We start from the raw sequence: 25,738 nt of genomic DNA on the forward strand, positions 1-25,738 counted from the left end.
AAACGAAATTGGTAGGAGAGATTTAGAAGATGTCAACAGTAAAAGTAAGCAGAAACGAACCGTGCCCATGCGGGAGCGGAAAAAAATATAAAAAATGCTGCGGCAGCAGGGATGCTGTGTCGATTAAGGATGTATTGAACCACGAAGTACTTGAGCTTCAAAAGGAAGCAAGGGTTTATGCACTAACTCATTTTTCGGAAGATATGAAAGAGGATTTCAAGGATCTTCTGGAAATACTTGAAGATATTGAACCACAGGAAAAAGAGTTCTATGAATTTGTGCACTCATTCTGGTACGTTCTTTTTGGAACGCTGGATGATGAGGAGTCCGTAATGGATGAATTCATCCATTCTAAGCTGCCAGCCGTCATGCGTCCCCGCTTGAAAAGCATTTTGAAGTCGTGGGTGGACAGCAAAGCGGCAGCTGGAAAATTAATTGAAGTGACTGAAGACAAAGCCGTTATCGAGGATTGTTTGACCGGAAAGGTTTACAATGTTTCCCTTTTTGGTGATATGGACGTTAAGGAAGGGAACTTTGCCTTTGCCATGCTGCTTCCTTATGGCGAAGAGTATGTGGCGTTTCCTGCTATATTTGACCTGCCGGGAGATAATGCTGCGCAGTTTGCAGATTACATCCGGTATTCCTTCGAAGAATCCGGATATGAGAATCCTGAAGAATACTTGGCTGAATACCTCCTTGACCTTATGAATGACACGCCAAAATCATCAGCTGGTCCAAATATGGACAATTTCGACTGGCCAACTAAGGGTGCAGAGCAGGTTGCCAACATGTTCCGTGACGACATGATAAAAGCCGATGAAGAGCCATGGCTGATCGGCATGGGAATTTCGCTTTGGATGGAGTACCTTAATAAAACCGGCAAACAGGTTAAAAAGCCTGATAACTATGTTGCTGGTCTACGATACCTTGTAAGCACAATAGCTCCTGTAAAGGAAAATCTCACTCAGAAAGAATTCGGAGAGCTATACGGCATTAGCGGGAACCGGGTTTCAACTTATTATGGAGAAATCTATGACGCTGTCGAAAAAACGATTATTGAACTGATAGAATCATCGAATTCGTAAAATAGAGAGCATCGCTGCTCTCTATTTTTATTTTAGGGAAGTCAGCTTCTGACATAAGTATGTGTAAAAAGCTAAGCTGTGTCAGAACCCAATCCACCTTCTGACACAGGCCGCCGGAAAAAGTCGTTTTAAGTCAGAACCCAGTCCAACTTTGGACACAGATTCTGGCAATAAGCCGTTTTGTGTCAGAACCCAAGCCACCTTCTGACACAAGCCGCCGGAAAAAGTCATTTTGAGTCAGAACCCAGTCCAACTTTGGACACAGATCCTGGCATTAAGTCGTTTTGTGTCAGAACCCAAGCCACCTTCTGACACAGATCGGGGCAATAAGCCGTTTTGTGTCAGAACCCAAGTCACCTTCTGACACAGGCCGCCAGAAAAAGTCGTTTTAAGTCAGAACCTAGTCCAACTTTGGACACAGATCGGGGCAATAAGCCGTTTTGTGTCAGAACCCAATCCACCTTCTGACACAGGCCGCCGGAAAAAGTCGTTTTAAGTCAGAACCTAGTCCAACTTTGGACACAGATCCTGGCAATAAGCCGTTTTGTGTCAGAACCCAAGTCACCTTCTGACACAGGTCGCCAGAAAAAGTCGTTTTAAGTCAGAACCTAGTCCAACTTTGGACACAGATCCGGGCAATAAGCCGTTTTGTGTCAGAACCCAAGCCACCTTCTGACACAGGCCGCCGGAAAAAGTCACTCTGAGTCAGAAGCCAGTCCAACTTTGGACACAGATCCCTGAAAAAAGCCATCCTGAGTCAGAACCCAAGCTGTATCCGGACTCAGCCCCGATATTAAGCCACCCAGCCGCCGAACTGTAACCAACATCCCAATCATCAAACTAACAACCTCGATTAACCCCGCATGCGGCATAAGTTGTCACCCCCCTCTCAAAGTGGTAATATTAATAAGAAATAATGTGGATTTTCATAGGAGGATTCTGCCGGGAAACAGCGAATCTATTACTACCTGTGCAATGATATTAACTATGAAATCAGATATGTCCAGCCCTGAATAAAGAGCTGTTATATCCAACATAAAGGAGCGTTCTTAATGCTTGGGATTTTAAATAAAGTGTTCGATCAAAATAAACGCGAACTAAAACGCCTTACCAAAATGGCAGAAGAAATCGATGCTCTTGCATCTGATATGGAAAAATTATCCGACGAGCAGCTGCGCGAGAAAACGGAAGAATTCAAAGCCCGCTATCAAAAGGGTGAAACTGTTGATAATCTGCTGACTGAAGCCTTTGCGGTTGTCCGTGAAGCATCGAAGCGCGTTCTTGGTTTATACCCATATCCGGTTCAGTTAATGGGGGGGATTTCCCTTCATGACGGAAACATTTCCGAGATGAAAACGGGTGAAGGTAAAACTCTGACTGCCACTATGCCGGTTTATCTTAATGCCTTAACTGGAAAAGGCGTGCACGTTGTAACGGTCAACGAATACCTAGCAAGCCGTGACGCTACTGAAATGGGTCAGCTTTACGAATTCCTTGGCCTGACTGTTGGGCTTAACCTGAATGGCCTTTCCAAAGAAGAAAAGCAGGCTGCCTATGCGGCTGATATCACATATAGCACAAACAATGAGCTTGGGTTTGATTACCTTCGCGATAATATGGTTCTTTACAAAGAGCAGAAGGTTCAGCGTCCTCTTCACTATGCTGTAATTGATGAAGTTGACTCCATCCTTATTGACGAAGCGCGTACACCGCTGATCATTTCAGGGTCAGCTCAAAAGTCTACACAGCTTTATATTCAGGCCAATGCGTTTGTCAGCCGCCTGAAAAAAGACGAAGATTTTACGTATGATGAAAAAACAAAAGGCGTGCAGCTGACTGAAGAAGGGATGACGAAAGCAGAGAAGGCTTTTGGAATCGATAACCTTTTCGACATTTCGCATGTTGCACTTAACCACCATATTACACAGGCATTAAAGGCACATTCCAGCATGCACCTCGATGTTGATTATGTTGTTCAGGACGATGAGATCGTCATCGTTGACCAATTTACAGGCCGTTTGATGAAGGGCCGCCGTTACAGCGACGGGCTTCACCAGGCAATCGAGGCGAAGGAAGGCCTGGAAATCCAGAACGAAAGCATGACCCTTGCAACGATTACATTCCAGAACTATTTCCGTATGTATGAAAAGCTTGCCGGTATGACTGGTACGGCGAAAACGGAAGAAGAGGAATTCCGCAATATTTACAATATGAATGTTGTGGTGATTCCGACAAACCGTCCGATCGCCCGTGATGACCGTGCAGATCTAATCTATGCCACAATGGATGGTAAATTCCGTGCGGTTGTAGAAGACATTGCCGAGCGCCACAAAAAAGGACAGCCTGTGCTTGTCGGTACAGTGGCGATTGAAACATCTGAAATCATTTCAAAATACCTGACCAAAAAAGGTGTTCCGCATAATGTTCTGAATGCGAAAAATCATGGCCGTGAAGCGGAAATAATCCTCGATGCCGGTAAGCAGGGTTCTGTGACAATTGCCACTAACATGGCAGGACGCGGTACGGATATCAAGCTCGGTGAAGGTGTAAAGGAAATTGGCGGTCTTTGCGTTATTGGTACAGAGCGTCATGAAAGCAGACGTATTGATAATCAGCTCCGCGGACGTTCCGGACGTCAGGGAGATCCGGGTGTCACGCAATTCTATCTTTCCATGGAAGATGAATTAATGCGCCGTTTCGGTTCTGACAATATGAAATCGATGATGGAGCGCCTGGGTATGGATGATACTCAGCCAATCCAGAGTAAAATGGTATCAAGAGCTGTTGAATCTGCACAAAAACGTGTTGAGGGCAATAACTTCGATGCCCGTAAGCAGCTTCTTTCATACGACGATGTTCTTCGTCAGCAGCGTGAGATTCTTTACGGTCAGCGTAACGAAGTTCTGGAGTCTGAGAACTTGAGAGATATTGTAGAAAAAATGATCATGACCAGCATCCAGCGCAATGTAGAAGGATATGCACCTGGGCATGAAGATGAGGAAAACTGGAACCTGCAGGGTATCATTGACTATGTAAATGGAAACCTTCTGAATGAAGGCGATCTTACTGTAAATGACATCCGCGGCAAAGATACGGAGGAAATCGCCGAAACCATTTTTGCCAAGGTTAAAGAACGCTATAATGAAAAAGAAGAAATGCTTAGCCCTGAGCAGATGCGTGAATTTGAGAAAGTTATCGTGCTTCGTGCCGTTGACTCCAAGTGGATGGATCACATCGACGCAATGGATCAGCTTCGCCAGGGAATCCATCTGCGTGCGTATGGCCAAACAGATCCGCTCCGTGAGTATCAGGCAGAAGGCTTTGCAATGTTTGAAAATATGATTGCTTCCATCGAAGAAGATGTGGCTAAATACATCATGAAAGCCGAAATCCGCAACAACCTCGAGCGCGAGGAAGTGGCCAAAGGCCAGGCCGTCAACCCGAAAGAAGACGGTGAAAAGGTTAAGAAAAAACCTGTCGTTAAACAAATGGACGTTGGACGGAACGACCCATGTATCTGCGGAAGCGGCAAAAAGTATAAAAACTGCTGTGGTGCAGAGAAATAAACCACAAGAGCCGGCAACAGCTTTGCCGGCTCCTCTCTTTGAAAAAAAACTGGAATAGTCTTTTACAGAAAATCACGCTATAATAGGAAAAAATATTTTTTGAGGTGACCAAAATGGAATTAGCAGATATTCGTAATGAACTTGAAAAAACAGCTAAGATTTTAGCTGACTTTAGGGGGTCTCTTTGACTTAGAAAACAAAGAGGCACGCATTGCTGAGCTTGACGATGTCATGCTGCAGCCAGGATTCTGGGATGACCAGCAGGCGGCACAGGTTGTGATCAGTGAATCAAACTCACTGAAAGACCAGGTAGTTGAATTCCACGATTTATACGAAATGTTTGAAAATCTGGAATTAACTTATGAACTGGTAAAAGAAGAAGATGACGCAGAATTACAGGCTGACCTTGAGGAAGAGCTTAAGGATCTGGTAAAGCGTCTGAACGATTTTGAGCTTCAGCTTCTTTTAAGCGAAGAATATGATAAAAACAATGCCATTCTTGAACTGCATCCGGGTGCAGGCGGAACCGAGTCACAGGACTGGGGCAGCATGCTGCTTCGCATGTACACACGCTGGGCAGAGAAGAAAGGCTTCAAGGTGGAAACCCTGGATTACCTGCCGGGAGATGAAGCCGGCATTAAGAGTGTTACGCTTAGCATCAAAGGACATAACGCTTACGGCTATTTGAAGGCGGAAAAAGGCGTGCACCGCCTTGTAAGAATTTCTCCATTTGATTCATCAGGACGCCGCCATACTTCATTCGTTTCCTGTGAAGTGATGCCGGAATTCAATGATGAAATTGAAATTGATATCCGTACTGAAGATCTCAAAATCGACACATACCGTGCAAGCGGTGCCGGCGGTCAGCATATCAACACGACTGACTCTGCTGTCCGTATCACCCACTTGCCGACAAATGTCGTGGTAACCTGCCAGACAGAGCGTTCCCAGATCAAAAACCGCGAACATGCCATGAAAATGCTTAAAGCCAAGCTCTACCAGAAGAAAATCGAGGAGCAGGAAGCAGAATTGGCTGAAATCCGCGGTGAGCAAAAAGACATCGGCTGGGGAAGTCAGATCCGCTCCTATGTTTTCCACCCATATTCTATGGTGAAAGACCACCGCACCAACACGGAATCAGGAAATGTCCAGGGAGTAATGGACGGAGACCTGGATCCGTTTATTAACGCATATTTGCGGTCAAAATTGATATTGCCTGAGGACTAATACCAGGGAGATAAGAAGCCAATGCCGGCAGAGAGACCGGCATTGGCTTTTTTTGTGCAGAATAAAAGCTGAAAGTTGATTTCCTGAGAATGGATAAGTATAAAAACACCAAAAATTCTTCATTAAAAATATTTTTTCAGTATATTATTAAATCCTTTCCCCCTTTAATGCTTCATAGCATCATATATTCTAACCGCTTTATTGAAATAGTTTTAAATCCACGTTCATTTTAGAATATAAAAAATAGTTTGACAAATAAAATAAGCTGACGTTAAAATACAAATATGTTCATGAATACAGAACAGAGTTTTATAATGTAAAACAAAACGCCTGGAGGAGTGATAGATTCACCAATTTTAAAGTATATTTTGAAAGCGTTTTATTTTGTTTAAACGACATTTATGAGCTTCCAATGATAGCGCAAACGATGAGTACTATCATTTTTAAAAATATTGAGGGGGAAAATTGATGAAGAAGTTGTCTATTTTATTTTTGAGCATTCTTATGTTCAGTACGATGGTATTGGCAGCATGTGGAGGTGGATCAAACTCAACCGGTGCTACTGAAAATGGATCTGATAGTGCCAGTGGAGAAGGGGGAAAGCGGACTATCAAAGTTAGTATTGGGGTCAATGACAAGCACCCGGAATATGAGGCATCCTTGAAGTTTAAAGAACTGGTTGAAGCAGAGTCAGATGACCTAACAGTCGATGTCTATCATTCCGGCCAGATTGCCGATGACCGTTCAGCAATAGAAATGCTTCAGTTCGGTACGCTTGATGCAACTATCCCATCGACTTCACCACTTATAAACTTTATACCGGCGTTCGGTGTTTTCGATCTTCCATTCACGGTTCCTAATGAAGAGGTGGCAGATAAGATATTGGATGGGCCATTTGGAGATAAGATGCTTGAAATGGTTGATCAGCAGGGGTTAGTTGGTTTGGCCTGGTGGGAAAATGGTTTCCGCAATTTAACCAACGATGCAAAACCTGTTGCCGGTATGAAAGATGTTAAAGGATTGAAAATCCGTACAATGGAAAATGAAATCCACTTAGATGCATGGAAAGCTCTTGGTGCTAATCCAACTCCAATGGCATTCACTGAATTATTTACAGCTTTACAGCAGGGGACGATTGACGGACAGGAAAACCCATACCCAACAATATTGTTAAGTAAGTATCATGAAGTTCAAAAGCACGTTTCCAATACAAATCATGTGTACACACCTTTTATTTTCTTATTCAGCAAAATGGTTTGGGAAGAGCTTTCTGCAGAACAGCAGGACATTATCTCGAAAGCAGCGGTAGAAGCAGGTAAGTTTAACCGTGAGCGCACACGTGAAGTAGCGGACGAATCACTTGAAACGTTAAAGAAAGAAATGACTTTTACAGAAATCAAAGAGGGAGAATTTGAGAAGTTCCAGGAAGCTGTGAAGCCGGTTATTGATAAATACAAAGATAAAATCGGAGCCGATATTGTAGACGAGTTCTTTGCTGAGGTTGAGAAGGCAAAATAAATATGAAATGAGCTGCCGGTTGTCGCCCGATGGCCGGCCGCAAATTGAAGAAGAGAGGCGATTAGTTTGCTAAAAGTACTAAAATGGCTGGACGAAAACTTTGAAAAATACATACTATTCGTTTTATCGGCTATCATGGTTTCGGTCATTTTTATACAAGTGTTTATGCGCTATGTGATGTCCAATTCACTGTCATGGTCAGAAGAGCTTGCGCGGTACTGCTTTATCTGGCTTATCTATATCGGTATCAGCTACGCAGTCAAACATCATCGCCATATTAAAGTAGATGCAGCACTCATTCTCTTTAAAGATAAAACGAAAATCTATTTTTCACTCATCTCTAATATCCTCTTTTTAGTATTCTGCGTATATGTAGTGTTCTATGGCTTCGGAATTGCATCCCAGCTGCTGATGTTTGGACAGACAACACCAGCACTTCAAATTCCAACAGGCGTTGTATATCTTGCTCCACCGGTTGGCATGGGGCTTGCTGGCATCCGATTGATTCAAAATATCATAGGCAATATTATATCGATTAAAAACTTTGATAAAACACATGTACTGCCAAAAGATGCTGAGCAAAATATAAATGTGATCTAGCTATTAAAGGGGGTAAGATCTGAATGGCGGGAGTATTATTTGGTTCATTTGCTGCATTCCTCTTTTTAACTGTACCAATAGGAATTGCGATCGGATTAGCCGTATTATTCACTATTTTGTATACCGGCAGTATGCCAGTGGAATTCCTGATGAAAGAATTAACAAACTCAGTTGACTCCTTTCCGCTGCTGGCTGTTCCATACTTTATCATCGCCGGTGAGATTATGGGTAAAGGAGGAATATCGAAGCGCCTCTTTAATGTAGCCGATTCAATGGTAGGGAATAAGACAGGCGGCATTGCTATGGCTACGATTGTTACCTGTATGTTTTTTGCAGCGATTTCAGGATCTGGACCTGCAACTGTTGCGGCGATTGGCGGAATTATGATTCCAGCCATGGTCCAAAAAGGGTATGACAAACGCTTTGCAACAGCGGTTGTTGCATCAGCCGGTTCAATTGGCGTTATTATTCCGCCGAGTATTCCTATGGTTATTTATGGTGTATCCGGCAGTGTTTCGATTGGAGATATGTTTATTGCCGGAATCATCCCGGGAATTTTGGTGGGAATTGGCTTGATGATCTATTCTTACTTCCATTCGAAGAAAATGGGTTATATTGGATCAGGTCAAAAAACAACCTTAAAAGGTATTTTAACAGCTTTTTGGGAAGCTAAATGGGCTCTCATGATTCCGGTTATTATTTTAGGCGGGATTTACGGCGGTATCTTTACGCCAACAGAAGCTGCTGTAGTTGCGGTTGTTTTCGGGTTAATTGTCAGTGTTTTTGTATACAAAGAATTGAAGTTCAAAGATTTGCCTCAGATTTTTGTGGATTCTGCTTTAACGACAGCTTCTGTGCTTGTCATTGTTGGAGCTGCTACAGCATTTGGCCGTTTATTGACCCTTGAACAAATCCCGAACCAAATCGCTGAAGCCATGATTTCCATTTCAAGTGAACCTCTTATCATCATGATGCTCATTACTTTATTGCTATTAATTGTAGGGTGTTTTATGGACACGATTGCGGCGATTATCATCTTAACGCCCATACTGCTGCCAGTTGCCCTTCAGATAGGCTACGATCCGATTCACTTTGGGATTATTATGATCGTAAACCTGGCTATTGGTTTTATCACCCCGCCGCTTGGTGTAAACCTGTTTGTTGGTGCCGGTATATCGGGACTGTCTTTAGAACAGCTGTCTAAAGCGATTGTGCCATTTTTCTTTGCCATGGTTATCACATTGCTGATCATTATTGTTATTCCACAGCTTTCACTGCTATTCTTATAAACTCTGATGATAGTAACAGCATTTTCATTAAGAAATGACTGTTTCCTTTTTGTATATATTACAAAACCGAGTTTTATATTATAGAACAAATTACAACTTTAGAAAGTTGCAGCGAAACTAACAAAGGGGAGATGAAGATGAAAAATAAGAAGTTACTGGGATTGGCAGCCACCGCACTTGCAAGCTTCTTAATTCTCACAGGCTGTGGCGGAGAGGAAGCAGGAGGAAATGGTGGGGGAAAGAAAAAGGTAATCAAAGTAGCTCATTACTTTGCTGAGGATCATCCTCAAAACGTGGCATTGAAAGAAAAGTTTAAAACAATAGTAGAAGAAGAAACCAACGGCGAGCTCGAAGTTCAGCTTTACCCGAATAGTACATTAGGTGCCGAGAAAGAGTTCTATGATGGTGTACGCAACGGAACAATCGAAATGGGAATCCCGGGTTTAATCATGCAAGCTGATATTCCGAAAATGGCTGCTCCGGAATGGCCATTCTTATTTAAAGATTTCGAGCATGCCAAAAAGGTATTGAATGGGCCGATCGGTAACGAATTGACAGAAGACCTTGAATCCGAACATGGTGTAAAACCTCTTGCCTGGAGTGCAAATGGATTTAGGATGATTTCCTCTAACAAAACGATTGATAGCTTAGAAGATCTTGATGGACTCCGCCTGAGAATGCCGAATATACCGAATTATATTAAATTGGGAAAATTACTTGGTGCCAATGTGACGCCTCTCCCAATCTCTGAAATTTTCACAGCGATGGAGCAAAAAGTGGTAGATGGCCAGGACAACCCAATTGCTACAGTCCGGGCATCGGGCTGGTATGAGGTACAAAGCGACATTCTGGAATCAAAGCATATGTTCAGCCCTAACTTATATATCATCAACAGTAACTTTTGGAATGGTTTGACGGAGGAGCAGCAGAAAATTATCGAAAAGGCCTCAAAAGAAGCCGCAGAATATGAATTTGATCTCCTTGAGAAGAGTTATGAAGAAGATAGGGAGTTTCTTGAAGACAATGGATTAAAATTTACAGCTCCTTCAGATGAATTCTCAGCTGAGATGGAAGAAGCAGCACAGCCTTTATATGAAGAAATTTACAGTGAGTTTGATTGGGCGAAGGATTTAGCTGATCGCATCCGTGCAGAAGCAGAGTAAGCAGCATAAGCTTGGAGGTTATCGACCTGTTTATATCTCCAAGCTTTTATTGCAGGGAGGAGAAAGCCGTGTTTAGCAAAATAAATTCTATTTCTAACAAATTATTAAACATCGCGATTGCCTTTTCATTGGCAGCCATGTCCCTCTCCGTCTTTGGGAATGTTGTTTTAAGATATGTATTTAATTCTGGTCTTACCTGGTCTGAAGAAATGTCCCGCTACTTTTTTGTCTGGATGGTCTTCCTGGGGGCCATTGCTGCACTGAAGGATAAAATGCATCTAGGCGTGGATATTGTTGTCAATGCCCTGCCAAAGGGACTTCAAAAGATTGCCTTCCTGATTAGTAACGCGATAGTCCTTTACCTTCTATGGCTTATTTTGGAAGGGAGCTGGAAAATGACCCTACTCAATATGAATAGTAGTGGTCCCGCAACAGGCATGCCTCTTTCTTACTTATATGGAATAGGTATTGTTTCTAGTATTTGGATGATGCTTATCGTGATAGCCAGCCTCTTTAAAGCTATCAGAGGAAAGTCTGAAGACCTCACGATCATTCAATCCTCAGACGGCGTATTAGCAGAGGTAAATCATGATCAGAAAGAGAAGATCATTGCAAAATAGAGGCGGAAGGAAAGGAGGGGAATACCTGCTATGATTGGCGTATTTTTAGGGTCACTGTTTGGGTCACTGACATTAGGGGTGCCGATTGCATTTGCCCTTCTTGCAAGCGCGGTTATGCTGATGTTTGCAATGGGAACGTTTGATAGCCAAATTGTTGCCCAAAACCTGATTAATGGAGCTAATAACTTTTCACTAATGGCAATTCCGTTTTTTGTTCTAGCTGGAGAACTGATGAATGCCGGGGGGATTTCCAGGCGTATCGTTGATTTTTCCATGGCGCTGGTAGGACACATTCGTGGCGGCCTGGGCTTTGTAGCCATTATTGCCAGTATTCTTTTTGCGGGATTATCAGGCTCAGCTGTTGCAGATACAGCGGCACTTGGGGCCATTTTAATTCCCATGATGATTGCCAAAGGATATAACGTCAACACCTCCACAGGTATCATTTGTGCATCGGGTATTATAGCCCCTGTTATACCGCCGAGTATCCCGATGATTTTATTTGGAGTAACGGCAGGTGTATCCATTACTGACTTATTCATGGGCGGCATTATTCCTGGAATAATGATGGGAGTGGGGCTCATGATCGGCTGGTTCTTTATGTCAAGGAAGGATACAAGTGACCTTCCGCCAAGAAAATCAGCAAAAGAAATCTGGAAGGCTATCCAGGATGCAAGTTTTGCGCTAATGCTTCCGGTTATTATAATCGGCGGCCTCCGCGGCGGCGTTTTCACCCCGACAGAAGCTGCTGTTGTCGCTGCATTTTATGCCTTGGTTGTTGGCTTATTCATTTACCGTGAGCTGAAGCTGGAAGAACTGTATCAGGTTTTAATTGCTTCAGCAAAAACCACGAGTGTGGTCATGTTTGTGGCTGCAGCTGCCATGGTATCGGCGTGGCTTATTACTGTTGCGAATGTTCCTGCGGAAATTGCCGGCTACATGGGTTCTCTTGTCAGCAGCCCGCTGCTGTTAATGGTTGTCATTATGATATTCCTGTTATTGATCGGACTGGTAATGGACTTGACACCTGCGATACTGATATTTACACCAGTTTTGCTGCCGCTTGTGAAAATGGCTGGAATTGATCCGGTTTATTTCGGAATTGTTATGGTGATCAACTTATGTATTGGATTAATCACTCCTCCGGTTGGCACGGTTTTATATGTAGGCTGCGGCATTAGTAAGATTAATCTGGTGGACATAACGAAAGGAATTTGGCCGTTCTTGCTCGTTCATATCATTGTTCTGGCTCTATTAATCTTGTTCCCTGAGATTATTACAGTTCCGCTTGAATGGCTTAATTAAACTGATTCCAAACGGAAGGAGATAAACAAATGAGCATCATTAATGAAATATTAAAAGATATCCACCTTCCTAAAATGGTGAAAGTAAGACAGAAGTTTTCCGCACCCCAGCTGGAAGATGTGGCGGCTGAGGTGCGGAAAACGCTAAATGAAACGAATGTGCTTGACAAAATAAATGAAGGCGACTCCGTTGCTATTGCAGTAGGAAGCAGAGGGCTGGCTGATTTGCCTATTCTGGTGCGGGAAACCGTCAGGGAAATTAGCCGTGCAGGAGGGCATCCCTTTATTGTTCCGGCAATGGGCAGCCATGGCGGCGCTACAGCTGAAGGCCAGATTGATGTGCTGCACCAGCTTGGCGTGACGGAGGAAGCTGTAGACGCCCCCATAAAATCTTCTATGGAGGTTGTCCAAATTGGCCAGCTTCCAAATGGGCTTCCGGTTTACATTGACCGAAATGCCTATGAAGCTGATAAAATTGTCGTCATCAACCGGATTAAGCCACATACAGCATTCCGCGGACCTGTAGAAAGCGGGCTCATGAAGATGATTACAATCGGGCTCGGAAAGCAAAAAGGAGCGGAAGCTGCCCATGCCTACAGCTTTAAATATATGGCAGAGCATGTTCCGGAAATGGCGAAAATTTCTTTAGCGAGAGCGCCAATCATTTTCGGCCTGGCATCACTTGAGAATGCTTATGACAAAGTAGCAAAAGTTATTGCTGTACCGGCGGAGGACCTGGAAACTGCCGAGCCGGAGCTTTTATTGGAAGCAAAGTCCCTGATGCCAAAAATACAATTTGACGAGTTCGATGTGCTGATTGTCGATGAGCTTGGTAAAGATATTTCAGGTGATGGGATGGACCCGAATATTACGGGGAACTTCGCCACGCCGTATGCCTCTGGAGGACCGGATATAAAAAGAACAGTTGTCCTTGGTCTGACCGAAAAAACGCATGGAAACGCAAATGGCATTGGGATGGCAGATATGACGACCAAAGCTGTAGTGGATGAAATTATATGGGAAAAAGGCTATGCAAATGCATTGACCAGTACTGTGATTGAAGTGATTAAGCTTCCAATGGTGCTAGAAACAAAAGAGCTTGCTGTCAAGGCTGCGATTAAAACCTGCAATGCCTTTGATTTAAACAAGGTAAAAGCGGTTCGAATCAGGAATACGTTGGATATCGGAGAGATCTGGATCTCTGAAGGTTTGATTGAGGAAGCGAAACAAAACAGCCATTTAGAAGTTATTTCCGAGCCCATGGAATTAGTGCTCAATTAATTCGAAGAGTCTCTGCCGAAAACTTGCAGATTCATAGATAAGGAGTGTTCATATGACACATTTATACCCGCTTATAGATAATCCTGTAAATCCATACCGTGATAATGTGCAGGGAAAAGCGAATGAACCGATCACGGTAGCCGGACTTCTGGACCGGGCCAAACAGACACTTGGTTCTTCTTATGAAGGCGGAAAGCCGGATTGGACACTTGAGGAAATTTACAATCGCCTTGAAGTAAATGCTCCGCGAATTGCCATTATCGGAGGATCCTCTGACCATCCTGCACACATCATGGACTATCAAACCTCTGCGCGTGCGGCCATCCGCATCTGGCAAAATGGAGGAGTTCCTTTTTATTTTTCCACACCGGTTATGTGTGACGGCACTGCCCAAAGCAATCAGGGGATGAGCTATTCCCTGCAAAGCAGGAATGCGGTTGCCCAAATGGTGGTCAATCAGCTTGAGGCACATAGTTATCACGGTGCGTTCGTTATTCAAGGGTGCGATAAACAGCCGCTGGGCGTTGTCAGTGCACTGGCACATGTCGACCGGGTAAGACGCATCCGCGGTGAAGCTTCGTTTTTTGCAACCTTTGCGCCTGCTCATGTGCTTGAAGGAGGATCGATCCCTGATGATGTCATCGCAGAGCTCGAAGAATTGGCGAAAAAAGCAGAGGCGGATGGTGCAGCTGATGTGGCGGCCGATTTGCGTGACACAATGGCATATATCCTGCAGTGTTCATCCAATACAGCCTTCCAGGGCGTTTTCGAGCGTGCCTATGAGAGGGGTATCCTAACAAAGGAACAGCATAAGTATTTTGAGATGAGGCTGGCGGTTGCGACATGCGACGGTCAGGGAGGGGTTTGTGCCTTTAATGGAACCGGTAATAGTTCCAGACATCTTGTAGCTGGACTGGGCCTTGTTCATCCGGCGGTGGAGCTGCTGACAGATCCGCCGGCACAGAGGCAGATCAATTCAGTTCTTGATAGCTTTGCCACCATGATTAATGAAGAAAAGTATGGCGTTTCCAATATTGTGGCTGCCAATATTAGAAATGCGGTCCGCATCCATAGTGCATCCGGCGGTTCCACTAATCTAATGATGCATATTGTTGCAGGCATGCTCTATGGCGGATACAAGTTTAGCCTATGGGATTTGGACCGCATCCATCATGAGCATTCGATTCCGGATTTGTTTGACTATAGCCTGACAGAAGGCCGTGATATTTACTCCCTCGCCATGCAGTGCTGCAGCGGAACGAGCAGGGGAATGGAAACACTTTTTTACGAATTGCTTGAGCATGGTGTACCGATGGATCAGGATGCGCCGACAGTTGCAGCCAGAACCTGGAGAGAGCGCCTCGCCATCACAAGAAGCCTTCAGGCATTAAATGTTAAAGAAAATCCTGTTATCTTACCTGCTGAAGCACCGCGCAGGGCATTTAGCGGAGTGGATGTCCTGCAGGGCAATTTCTTTGAAAGCGCAGTGGTAAAAATCAGCGGAATGCCGACGCCACAGCTTGATCAATTTGATGATAAACTGGCATTTGTACTTTATTTTGAGAATGAAGATGATGCAAACAGGAGCCTGCTTGACTCGAATTTGCTTAACGATATTAAAAAAGATAAGCTATTTGACCATAACCTGCTGCTGGAAACACTGAAATATAACAACAGGGCAGAATGGGAACTATTAAAAGAAGAAAAATACGAAAAGCTATTTGACGAGATGGCTGAAAAAGGCATATTGAAGATTTCAGTTGTTATTGCCGGTCAGGGTCCGGTAGCCTTTGGAATGCCGGAGATGTTTACGCCGATGCAGCATATTAATGCCAACCGGGTCATGAAAAAGCTTGCAACCATTATCAGTGACGGGCGTTATTCGGGTGTTACATACGGTGCTGCGATTGGACATATGACTCCGGAAGGATACGAGGGCGGCGGCATTGGCTTCCTTCAGACAGGTGATGTTGTACATCTTCAGCTGCGGGGACGCCGCATTGATTTTGTAGACAAATCCCGGCTTTTCGCAGGGGAGGTTGTGCATTCCTTTACAGACAGCTTAAGAGCAGATCGCCAGTCTCTTGCAGAGGAGAGAAAGCAGCGAATGAAGGCACGCCAGAAGTTGGTTGCAGCAAGCAATCGCATGTACGGCCATACAGATGCTGCAAACGGGGTGGTTCCGCTGGCCGTAGCCGAGGATGCAGTTCTGGATTATGAGACAGATGTTTTGCTTCAAGAGGCAGGTACTATTGCAAATTAAAGAGGCAAGCTCGTCAAAAATCCTGTAAAATTAGGCTAAATAGAACTAGGAGAGTGAGCAAAAATGCCTATTATCCAATCAGTGGAACGTGCATTAAAAATTATGGATTTATTTGACGAGCGGGACAGAGAATTATCCATCACAGAAATAAGCAAAAGAATGAATCTGCATAAAAGCACGGTTCATTCGCTGCTAAAGACTTTGCAGGAACAAAGATACATCTCTCAAAATGAGGAAAATGGAAAATATCGTCTGGGGCTAAAGCTGTTCGAAAGAGGCAACATGGTCCTGAGTAATCTTGATTTGCGGAAAGTAGCCCGAAAGCATCTTGAAAGGCTATCCGCCATGACAAACTTAACGGTTCATCTGGTTATTCTCGACGGGCAGGAAGGTGTTTATATTGATAAGGTTGAAGGAAGCGGAGTGACGGTTCTTTACTCCCGCATTGGACGCCGGGTTCCCGTTCATACAAGTGCGGTAGGCAAATCGCTCATCTCAACGAAAACAGATGCCGAACTGGATCAATTTCTTGAAAACTATCAGTACACAAAGCAGACTCCAAAGTCAATCTCTTCAAAAGAGGAGTTGCTCATTGAGGTCGCTCATGTCCGCGAGGCAGGCTATTCAGTGGATAATGAAGAAAACGAACCGGGCATTGTCTGCTATGCGGTTCCGATTAAAGACTATTCCGGTGAGGTTATAGCAGGGATCAGCATGTCTATGCCTGCTTCGAAAGTAACGGATGAAGTCCGTGAATACCACGTGGGGCTCCTGAAAGAGTGCAGCACCAGCATATCGCAGGACCTGGGGTATGAGTACCAAAAAATTTAAATCAAATATTCTGCTGGGAGCATCCTTAGAGGGATTCTCCCATGACTTAGCCAAGATTCGCAACCAATTAATTGAAAATTTCAAACATAAATAATAGTCATTCAGGAGGAGAGAAACATGAGAATTATTCGCTACCTAAAAGGAAACGAAAAACAATTGGCAGCTGTAACAAATGAAAACGAAGTGGCAGACCTTCCATATAGCGACTTTATGTCATTGATTGCCAAAGCGCGCGAATATAACAGAACAGCGTTTGATATTGTAAAACGAATTGTTGGAGAGTCAAATAAACAGCCACTTGATGGCCTCAGGTTAACTACTCCAATTGATGCTCCAGAAGTTTGGGCTTCCGGCGTGACATATAAAAAAAGCAGGGAAGCGCGTAATTATGAAGCTACACAAGGGAAGCTTGATCGTGAAACATTTTATGACAAAGTCTATGATGCAGTGCGGCCGGAAATTTTCTTCAAATCAACATCAGCCAGAACGGTAGGCCCGAATGATCCGGTATATCTAAGGTCCGATTCAAACTGGCAAATCCCGGAGCCGGAGCTGGGGCTTATCATTGATAAAGATGGTAATGTGCTTGGCTATACAGCTGGAAATGATATGAGCTGCCGGGATATAGAAGGGGAAAATCCGCTGTACCTCCCGCAGGCAAAGGTTTGGAAGAATTCCTGCTCCATTGGGCCGGCTATTGTATTGGCCGAGACTGTTACAGATCCATATGAATTTCAGATTATTTGCCGCATCTACAGGGATGAAGAGCTTGTATTTTTTGGAGATGCTCAAGTCAGCCAGCTAAAACGCACACTGGATGAGCTGGTTCAGTACCTGGTGCTTGATAACCAGATATTTGACGGAACCGTCCTTCTTACAGGAACTTGCGTTGTACCGCCTAATGAATTTACTTTAGCGGAAAATGACCGGATTGAAATCGAAATTCCTGGTATAGGAATCCTGAATAACCCGGTTGTCCAAAGTGAAAAAGTGGAGCAAGCCGCCAAGGGGTGAGGAAATGAGTGAGTACAAAACACTTTTTTTAAATGAAAGAGACAGTGTTGCTGTAGCTCTATCAAATATACCTGCGGGAGCGGAAGTGACGGTCAAAGCAGAAGGCATTGAAAAAACAATTCGTATTCTTGAGCCGATCCGGTTTGGCCATAAATTTGCAGTCCGGGCCATTCCTCAGGGGGATGACATTATTAAATATGGTGAGGTGATTGGGGCGGCAATTGCCCCAATCGATGCCGGAGAACATGTGCATGTTCATAATCTTGAAGGCAAAAGAGGAAGGGGTGACAAGATTGTTCAATGAAAAGCTGCAGTTTTGGGGCTACCGCCGTCCTGATGGCCGTGTCGGAGTAAGAAACCACGTGCTGATCCTGCCTACCATTACTTGCGCAACGCAAACGGCACAGCGGGTGACGGAGCTGGTCAGCGGAACTGTTACATTCATCCATCAGCATGGCTGCGCCCAGGTTGGAACCGATTATGACCAGACAGCGAGAACATATGCCGGACTCGGGATGAACCCCAATGTTTACGGTGTGATCGTCCTCGGTCTCGGGTGTGAAACCCATCAGGCACACCGTATTGGTGATGAAATAGCCAAATGCGGCAAGTCGGTTGAGACGGTATCCATACAGGAACATGGCGGAACGCTTCAAACGATTGCCGAGGTCGCAAAAATTGCGGTGAAAATGGTACAGGATGCATCTCTGGTACAGAGGGAGCTATGTGATTTCAGCGAATTGATAGTCGGTACAGAATGCGGGGGTTCTGATGCATGTTCTGGACTTTCGGCAAACCCTGCCGTTGGACGCACAAGCGATATGCTGGTCGAACAGGGGGGCACCGCCATTTTAGCCGAAACCACCGAATTAATTGGTGCAGAGCATTTACTTGCCAACCGGGCAGCAAATGACACGGTTGCTAAAAAAGCATATGCCGTCATTAAAATGATGGAAAACCGATCTATTCAAATGGGTGTTGATATCCGTACCGGCAATCCAAGCCCGGGCAACATTGAAGGCGGCCTAAGCTCTCTTGAAGAGAAGTCGCTTGGAGCTGCAACAAAGTCGGGTACCACGCGTTTGGAGGAAGTGATTGACTATGCAGAAAGACCAACTAAAAAAGGGCTGGTCTGGATGGATACTCCGGGGCATGACATCGAACAGTTAACGGGTATGGTGGCAGGTGGAGCGCAAATTGTCCTATTTACAAGCGGACGCGGAACACCTACCGGATCACCGATTGCCCCTGTTATAAAAATCTCGACAAATACACCAATGTTCGAACGCATGAATGAAAACATGGATCTTGATGCCGGAACCATCGTAGACGGTAAAGAGACTGTCGGGGAAGTAGGCGGACGGATCATGAAGGAAATCCAGGCTGTTGCAAATGGCAAATTGACAAAAGCAGAAATTCTGAAGCAGCATGATTTTGGAATTTGGCGTATTGGCCCAACATTTTAATTTAAAGGAGAGTTTAATTATGAAAACAACTGTTGAAACCAAAACATTCAGGAACTTCATTAATAACGAATGGATAGAATCTGCATCCGGAAATGTTATTGAAAGCATTAATCCTGCTACAAAGGAAGCGGTAGGCTATGTGCAAAAGTCTACGGAGGAAGAGCTGAATAGGGCTGTAGAAGCAGCATTTAATGCCAAGAAAGCATGGCGTAAGCTTGGCCAGGCCGCAAGAGGCCAGCTCTTGTTCCAAACAGCAAACATCCTTGAATCAAGACTGGATGAAATTGCCGAGAGCATGACAAGAGAGATGGGAAAAACACTGCCTGAAGCAAAAGGGGAAACTGCTCGTGGCATTGCCATTCTTCGTTATTATGCTGGGGAAGGAATGCGCAAAGATGGCGATGTTATTCCATCAACAGATAAAGATGCCCTTATGCTCACAAAGCGTGCACCGCTTGGTGTAGTAGGAGTTATCACTCCCTGGAACTTCCCTGTAGCTATTCCTATCTGGAAAATTGCGCCTGCTTTAGTATATGGAAATACAGTTGTATTCAAACCGGCGAGTGAAGCAGCGGTTACAGCTGCAAAGGTGGTCGAATGCTTTGCAGAAGCCGGCTTCCCTGAAGGTGTCTTGAATTTTGTAACAGGCTCAGGCGCTGTTATTGGCCAGGGGTTGATTGACCATCCAAAATTGAACGCCATTACATTTACAGGATCAGAAACTGTCGGACAGGGTGTAGCGAAAGCCGCAGCAGCCCGAGGCATCAAGTTCCAGCTTGAAATGGGCGGTAAGAATCCTGTAATTGTTACGAAAAATGCCAATCTTGACCAGGCGGTTGAAGCAGTCATCAGCGGCGGTTTCCGCTCTTCTGGACAAAAATGTACGGCTTCAAGCAGAGTAATTGTAGAATCGGAAGTTTATAACGAATTTAAGCAGAAGTTAATCGAGGCTTCTGAAAAAATCACTATAGGCAATGGACTTGAAGAAGGAATTTGGATGGGACCATGTGCAAGTGAAAGCCAGTTCAACACATTTAACAAGTACATTGAAATCGGAAAAAAGGAAGGTGCCAGACTGGTTCATGGCGGCGAAGTATTGACTGGCGGGGAATATGATAAGGGCTTCTTCGTAAAACCGGCGATATTTGAAGAAGTGACACCAGACATGACGATTGTTCAGGAAGAGATTTTCGGACCTGTGATTGCTCTTATTAGAGCCGTTGATCTGGAGGAAGCCATTGACCTGGCAAATCATACGAAATATGGATTGAGCGCTTCGATCTTTACTTCTGATATCAGCTCTATTCTGGAATTCATCGATGAAATCGAAGCAGGTCTCGTCCGGATCAATGCGGAAAGTGCCGGTGTAGAGCTACAGGCGCCATTTGGCGGAATGAAGGCCTCAAGCACAGGTTCACGTGAACAAGGTGAAGCTGCAAAAGAATTTTATACAGCGATTAAAACTGTTTTCATAAAGGGCTCATAACCGGCTGATTAAGGATTACCATTCAGAGTCTGAAAAGGAGATTTCCAAACTAGAAATCTCCTTTTTATAAAAAAGTTGCGAGGTGCCCATATGAAAATTACGAAGCTTTCATTATATAAAGTTCCGCCGCGCTGGCTGTTTTTGAAGATCGAAACAGATGAAGGCATTTCCGGCTGGGGAGAGCCTGTTGTCGAAGGGCGTGCTGAAACAGTGAAGGCAGCTGTTAATGAACTATCAGACTATATTATTGGCCGCAATCCTAATGACATCGAAGATATATGGCAAACATTGTACCGCGGCGGTTTTTACCGGGGCGGGCCAATTTTGATGAGTACGATCTCCGGGATTGAGCAGGCGCTCTGGGACATTAAAGGAAAGTATTACAATATACCAGTCTATGAAATGCTCGGCGGAAAGGCGCGCCAAAAGATTAAGGTGTATTCATGGATTGGGGGGGACCGGCCGGCTGATGTTGCTGCGGCAGCAAAGGAAAAGCAGGAACAGGGCTTTCAGGCGATTAAAATGAACGCCTCTGAAGAAATGAACTACATAGACGGCTTTTCAAAGGTGGAAGCGGTTATTGAGCGTGTGGCTTCCATACGCGAGGCGCTTGGCAGGGACTTCGGCATTGGGGTTGATTTTCATGGCCGTATTCATAAAACGATGGCCAAAACATTGGTGAAAGAGCTTGAGCCCTATCGCCCCATGTTCATTGAAGAACCGGTGCTGCCGGAAAACAATGAGGCTCTGCGTGAGATTGCCCTGCATACAACCTGTCCAATCGCCACCGGGGAAAGGATGTATACACGCTGGGGATTTAAGCAGCTTCTGCAGGATGGCTATGTGGATATTATTCAGCCTGACCTTTCACACACAGGCGGCATTCTGGAAGGAAAGAAAATTGCTGCGATGGCTGAGGCCTATGATGTGTCGATTGCGCCGCATTGTCCTCTTGGACCCATGACACTGGCATCTTCGGTTCATTTGGATGCCTCCACTCCAAATTTTATCATCCAGGAACAAAGCCTTGGCATTCACTATAACCAGGGGATGGACATTCTCGATTATATTAATAATCCTGACATATTCGCCTATAAAGATGGCTATGTAAACATTCCGGATCAGCCTGGACTCGGTATAGAGATTAACGAGGAAAAGGTCAAGCAGGCAGCCGAAGCCGGACATGATTGGAAAAACCCTATTTGGCGCCATGAAGATGGGAGCATCGCCGAATGGTAAATAAGGAGGAATAAAGATGAGCTTTCATGGAATTATCCCCCCGGTTGTCACATTAGTTGATGAAGCGGGAAATTTGGATTTGGAGCTGAATAGAAGGTATCTTGATAAGCTAATTTCACAGAATATTCATGGGATATTGCTGATGGGCAGCTCGGGTGAATTTTCTTCTCTTTCCATTGAAGAGTGGAAGCTGTACGTAAGGGAAATGATAAAGCATATTCATGGACGTGTAAAAGTGATGGTTGGTGTTGGCCACACAGCTCTTAAGGAAGTCCTTGAACTGACTTCTTATGCAGAGGAACTGGGAGCAGATGGTGTGCTTGTTGTCAGCCCTTACTATTGGAAGCTTTCAGATGATCAGCTTTATCGCTTCTATTCATCTGTTGCCAGTCATACAGAGCTGCCAGTGTTTATTTACAATATTCCGCAATTAACCGGACAAAACTTGCCGGTTGAGCTAATCGTAAAATTGGCCACAGACTATCAGAATATATCAGGGATTAAAGAAACGGTCGGTGATTTTGGCCATATCCGCCAGGTAATGACAGAAGTGAAAAAAGTCCGTCCTGATTTCCTGGTTTTCTCAGCCTTTGACGAGCACATGCTCCCTGCCCTGATGATTGGCGCAGCTGGCAGCATCAATGGCAGTGCCGTATTTGCTCCGGAAGTCTCAGTGAATTTATATGAATCATATCAAAGAGGGAATCTAGCTAAAGCCCAGAGCAGTCACCTGCAGATCTCCAGGCTGATGGATGTTTACACGTTTTGTCCTACCTTTTTCACATCCATGAAAGAAGCAGTTCATCAGCGCTGGTTTGATACAGCAGCAGGCCACCGTGCACCGTTTGATGTATATCCAGCAAATTTACGTGAGAATGTTCGTAATCTATTAAAAATCATTGAAACGAAAGAAGGCGTTCAATTATGAAAGAGTCCCGCGAACTGCTTGAACAATTAGGCTATCCATCCAGTGATTTTCAAGAATTGCCCACTTCTGCAAAAAGATTTCCGGACGGTGCCCAATACCGTGTAGAAATTCCAAGTGTTGAAGGACCCGAAGCTTTAAAAGCTACGCTTGAAGAAATTGACCGGCTCGGCTTGACGATACACCGTGTCTCACAGGGAAGCGGCATTATGCTTCAGACTGATGAGGAAATCAAAGAAATGTGCGAACTGACAGCAGAACGGGGAATGGAGCTAAGCTTATTTGTTGGTCCAAGAGGCACTTGGGATATCAGTGCAGCGCCGTTTACAGCGGGAGGGAAATCACAGGCGCTCCGCCATGAGGGAGCGGATCAGCTTGTTTATGCTATGGAGGATTTAAAGCGCGGTGCTGAACTGGGTTTAAGAGGAGCCCTTGTAGCTGATGAGGGACTTCTTTTATTAACAAAAGAAATGAAGAAAAAGGGCCAGCTTCCGGAAGACTTCGTTGTAAAGGTATCTGTGCAAATGGGCTCGGCAAACCCTGTTTCAGTGAAACTGATGCAGGATATCGGAGCAGATACGTATAATGTACCTTCTGCATTGCCGCTCGCAAAGCTTGCAGCAATCCGGCAGGCAATTGATATTCCGATTGATTTGTACGTGGAGGTTCCGGATAATTTCGGCGGTTTCCTGCGCTACTACGAAATCCCGGAAATCATTCGGGTGCTCGCTCCGGTTTATATCAAATTTGGCCTCCGCAATCACCCGGATGTTTATCCTTCCGGAAAGCAATGGGAAAGCACGAATATCTCACTCGTAAAAGAGCGTGTGCGCCGTGCTTCCATCGGTATTCAAATGATTGAACGCTACTATCCGGAAGCAGTAACTTCAAAGCTTGGTGCAGAAGGGCTTGGGGTTCCGAGGGGTGAAAAAACGCTGGCCAAATAATCTTCAATCCCTGAACGATCCAATTCATTCCAGGGATTTCTACTATTAATTAAGAGGTGAAAATATTGACATATAAAGTACTTATAACCGACTTTGAATTTGAAAATCTCAAATATGAGGAAGACGTATTTACTGAAAGCGGCCTTGATATAGAATTCGTCAAAGCACAGTGCAAAACGGAAGATGAGGTAATCAAGCAGGCTAAGCATGCAGACGCCATTTTAAATCAATATGCCCCAATCTCCAGACGTGTAATAGAATCCCTTGAAAATGCCAGGGTAATTTCCCGCTATGGTGTTGGTGTGAATACCATTGATTTAGATGCAGCCAATGAAAAAGGCATTACCGTAGCTAACGTTCCTGATTATGGGATGGAAGAGGTATCGAACCATGCACTTGCTCTTCTATTATCGTGGGCACGTAAAGTGCCCCTGTTAAATAATGAAGTGAAAAAAGGAAATTGGGATTTCAAAGCCTGTGTCCCTATTCAACGCTTTATTAATCAAACAGTTGGTGTTCTTGGATTCGGGCGTATCCCAAGGAGGGTTATTGAAAAGGTAAAGCCTCTTGGTTTTAAATTGGCCGCCTATGATCCCTTCGTTTCCGCAGAGGACATGGAATCAGCCGGTGTGCGGAAAATGGAACTGGAGGAAATCATTAGGGAAGCCGACTATTTATCGGTACATGTTCCGCTTATTAAAGATACCTTCCATTTATTAAATGCAGACCGATTTAGCCAAATGAAGAAAAATGCTGTCATCATTAACACTGCAAGAGGTCCGATCATTGATGAAAAGGCTTTGATAGAAGCGCTTGAAAAAGGCATTATAGCCGGTGCAGCACTGGATGTAACTGAAGAAGAGCCAATCAGCATCGATAGCCCGCTTCTTCATATGGACAATGTCATTATTACTCCGCACAGCGCCTGGTATTCTGAGGAAGCCATGGTGGAGCTGCGCCAAAAGGCTGCGAAAAATATCGTTCAGGTCTTAAAGGGTGAACAAACACCTTATGCCCTGACATAAGAAAGGATAGGTGCTGAATATGAAACTGGCTGCTTTCACTATAAATGCACAGAAGCATATAGGCGTTGTTAAGGGAGAAAAAGTCATCAGCTTAACTTTGCTGGACGGAAATCTATTTCCTTCGTGCTTGAAAACCTTCATAGAAAAAAGTAAAGAGCTGCTGCCGCTTACTGAAAAACTGATTGAGCACCGTGACAGTGAAGGTGCTGTTTTTCCAATTTCTGATTTGAAGCTTCTTCCGCCGATCCCATCACCGGAAAAAATCATCTGTGTCGGACTGAATTATATGGATCATTGCAGGGAAACCGGCATGGAACCACCCTCCTCGCCGGTGATTTTTTCGAAATATGCAAATGCTATTGTGGGCCAGAATGATGCTGTTGAGATACCCATTAATTCAAATGAAGTCGATTTTGAGGCTGAGTTAGCCATTGTAATTGGCAAAGAAGCTAAGCGGGTAACCGAAGAAGAGGCAAACGACTATGTATTTGGCTACACAATCATGAATGATATTAGCGCGCGCGATCTGCAATTTAAAGACGGGCAGTGGTCCCGCGGCAAAACAGCAGACACCTTCGCACCAACTGGACCTGTGATCGTGACAAAGGATGAAGCAGGGGATCCGCATAATCTATCCATTTCACTCGAGCTCAATGGGGAAATTATGCAAGATTCCAATACAAGCAACCTGATCTTTACCATCCCGCAGATTATTTCCTTTTTATCTCAGTCTATGACGCTTAGGCCGGGTGACTTAATTGCAACAGGAACGCCTCCAGGAGTTGGAATGGGGCGGGATCCTAAGGTGTGGCTAAAAGACGGTGACAAAATGAGTATTACCATTCAAAACATCGGAACACTATCAAATTACGTAATAGGTGATTTATAG

22 protein-coding genes are annotated in these 25,738 nt (G+C 44.6%); 21 read left to right on the forward strand and 1 reads right to left on the reverse strand.

Annotated elements, in window-relative coordinates:
* Window positions 1-29 precede the first annotated feature (29 nt).
* Window positions 30-1,085, forward strand: a complete 1,056-nt coding sequence (locus tag M3205_RS01125; protein ID WP_251168235.1) for a YecA family protein — start codon at window positions 30-32, stop codon at window positions 1,083-1,085.
* Between the two features lie 695 nt (window positions 1,086-1,780).
* Here M3205_RS01125 and M3205_RS01130 read toward each other — a convergent pair.
* The gene (locus tag M3205_RS01130) at window positions 1,781-1,957 is read right to left on the reverse strand and encodes a hypothetical protein (protein WP_251168236.1); all 177 of its coding nucleotides are present in this window, start codon (window positions 1,955-1,957) and stop codon (window positions 1,781-1,783) included.
* 180 nt (window positions 1,958-2,137) lie between these two features.
* Here M3205_RS01130 and secA point away from each other — a divergent pair, with 180 nt between their 5' ends.
* The 20 genes from secA (at window position 2,138) to M3205_RS01230 (ending at window position 25,738) form a co-directional block, all read left to right on the forward strand.
* Window positions 2,138-4,651 carry a preprotein translocase subunit SecA gene (gene secA / locus M3205_RS01135; RefSeq protein ID WP_251168237.1) on the forward strand — a complete coding sequence of 838 codons (2,514 nt, stop codon included), beginning with the start codon at window positions 2,138-2,140 and terminating at the stop codon, window positions 4,649-4,651.
* Between the two features lie 113 nt (window positions 4,652-4,764).
* Window positions 4,765-5,878 (forward strand): peptide chain release factor 2 gene (gene prfB / locus M3205_RS01140; protein ID WP_251168238.1). Its coding sequence is split into 2 segments (ribosomal slippage): window positions 4,765-4,836 and window positions 4,838-5,878, totalling 1,113 coding nucleotides; the frame shifts between segments, so codons are not numbered across the junction.
* Window positions 5,879-6,346: 468 nt separating this feature from the next.
* Window positions 6,347-7,396, forward strand: a complete 1,050-nt coding sequence (locus tag M3205_RS01145; RefSeq protein ID WP_251168239.1) for a TRAP transporter substrate-binding protein — start codon at window positions 6,347-6,349, stop codon at window positions 7,394-7,396.
* Window positions 7,397-7,462: 66 nt separating this feature from the next.
* Window positions 7,463-7,996, forward strand: coding sequence for a TRAP transporter small permease (locus M3205_RS01150; RefSeq protein WP_251168240.1), 534 nt, complete (start codon window positions 7,463-7,465; stop codon window positions 7,994-7,996).
* A 23-nt stretch (window positions 7,997-8,019) separates the two neighbouring features.
* Window positions 8,020-9,285: a TRAP transporter large permease gene (locus M3205_RS01155; RefSeq protein ID WP_251168241.1), complete on the forward strand. Its 1,266-nt coding sequence runs from the start codon at window positions 8,020-8,022 to the stop codon at window positions 9,283-9,285.
* 137 nt (window positions 9,286-9,422) lie between these two features.
* A complete protein-coding gene (locus M3205_RS01160) occupies window positions 9,423-10,448 on the forward strand; it encodes a TRAP transporter substrate-binding protein (protein WP_251168242.1) in 1,026 nt (341 codons plus the stop codon).
* Between the two features lie 68 nt (window positions 10,449-10,516).
* The gene (locus tag M3205_RS01165; RefSeq protein ID WP_251168243.1) at window positions 10,517-11,068 is read left to right on the forward strand and encodes a TRAP transporter small permease; all 552 of its coding nucleotides are present in this window, start codon (window positions 10,517-10,519) and stop codon (window positions 11,066-11,068) included.
* A 30-nt stretch (window positions 11,069-11,098) separates the two neighbouring features.
* Window positions 11,099-12,373: a TRAP transporter large permease gene (locus tag M3205_RS01170; protein WP_251168244.1), complete on the forward strand. Its 1,275-nt coding sequence runs from the start codon at window positions 11,099-11,101 to the stop codon at window positions 12,371-12,373.
* A gap of 29 nt (window positions 12,374-12,402) precedes the next feature.
* Window positions 12,403-13,653 (forward strand): nickel pincer cofactor-dependent isomerase, group 22, encoded by a 1,251-nt coding sequence (locus tag M3205_RS01175; protein ID WP_251168245.1) that lies wholly within the window; start codon window positions 12,403-12,405, stop codon window positions 13,651-13,653.
* Window positions 13,654-13,705: 52 nt separating this feature from the next.
* Window positions 13,706-15,916 (forward strand): dihydroxy-acid dehydratase domain-containing protein, encoded by a 2,211-nt coding sequence (locus M3205_RS01180; RefSeq protein WP_251168246.1) that lies wholly within the window; start codon window positions 13,706-13,708, stop codon window positions 15,914-15,916.
* A 63-nt stretch (window positions 15,917-15,979) separates the two neighbouring features.
* The gene (locus M3205_RS01185; protein ID WP_251168247.1) at window positions 15,980-16,747 is read left to right on the forward strand and encodes an IclR family transcriptional regulator; all 768 of its coding nucleotides are present in this window, start codon (window positions 15,980-15,982) and stop codon (window positions 16,745-16,747) included.
* A gap of 117 nt (window positions 16,748-16,864) precedes the next feature.
* Window positions 16,865-17,761 (forward strand): fumarylacetoacetate hydrolase family protein, encoded by an 897-nt coding sequence (locus tag M3205_RS01190; RefSeq protein ID WP_251168248.1) that lies wholly within the window; start codon window positions 16,865-16,867, stop codon window positions 17,759-17,761.
* A 4-nt stretch (window positions 17,762-17,765) separates the two neighbouring features.
* Window positions 17,766-18,065, forward strand: coding sequence for a UxaA family hydrolase (locus M3205_RS01195; protein ID WP_251168249.1), 300 nt, complete (start codon window positions 17,766-17,768; stop codon window positions 18,063-18,065).
* Window positions 18,013-19,227: a UxaA family hydrolase gene (locus M3205_RS01200; protein ID WP_251168250.1), complete on the forward strand. Its 1,215-nt coding sequence runs from the start codon at window positions 18,013-18,015 to the stop codon at window positions 19,225-19,227. Before M3205_RS01195 ends, M3205_RS01200 begins: the two co-directional genes overlap by 53 nt.
* 19 nt (window positions 19,228-19,246) lie before the next feature.
* Window positions 19,247-20,713 carry an alpha-ketoglutaric semialdehyde dehydrogenase GucD gene (gene gucD / locus M3205_RS01205; RefSeq protein ID WP_251168251.1) on the forward strand — a complete coding sequence of 489 codons (1,467 nt, stop codon included), beginning with the start codon at window positions 19,247-19,249 and terminating at the stop codon, window positions 20,711-20,713.
* Between the two features lie 90 nt (window positions 20,714-20,803).
* The gene (dgoD, locus tag M3205_RS01210) at window positions 20,804-21,952 is read left to right on the forward strand and encodes a galactonate dehydratase (RefSeq protein ID WP_251168252.1); all 1,149 of its coding nucleotides are present in this window, start codon (window positions 20,804-20,806) and stop codon (window positions 21,950-21,952) included.
* A gap of 16 nt (window positions 21,953-21,968) precedes the next feature.
* Window positions 21,969-22,880, forward strand: coding sequence for a dihydrodipicolinate synthase family protein (locus M3205_RS01215; RefSeq protein ID WP_251168253.1), 912 nt, complete (start codon window positions 21,969-21,971; stop codon window positions 22,878-22,880).
* Window positions 22,877-23,824, forward strand: a complete 948-nt coding sequence (locus M3205_RS01220) for a U32 family peptidase (protein ID WP_251168254.1) — start codon at window positions 22,877-22,879, stop codon at window positions 23,822-23,824. Before M3205_RS01215 ends, M3205_RS01220 begins: the two co-directional genes overlap by 4 nt.
* A 56-nt stretch (window positions 23,825-23,880) precedes the next feature.
* Window positions 23,881-24,849, forward strand: coding sequence for a C-terminal binding protein (locus M3205_RS01225; protein ID WP_251168255.1), 969 nt, complete (start codon window positions 23,881-23,883; stop codon window positions 24,847-24,849).
* A 19-nt stretch (window positions 24,850-24,868) separates the two neighbouring features.
* The gene (locus M3205_RS01230; protein ID WP_251168307.1) at window positions 24,869-25,738 is read left to right on the forward strand and encodes a fumarylacetoacetate hydrolase family protein; all 870 of its coding nucleotides are present in this window, start codon (window positions 24,869-24,871) and stop codon (window positions 25,736-25,738) included.

This window comes from Cytobacillus firmus (assembly GCF_023715565.1).
GTDB classification, from domain to species: domain Bacteria; phylum Bacillota; class Bacilli; order Bacillales; family Cytobacillaceae; genus Cytobacillus; species Cytobacillus firmus_C.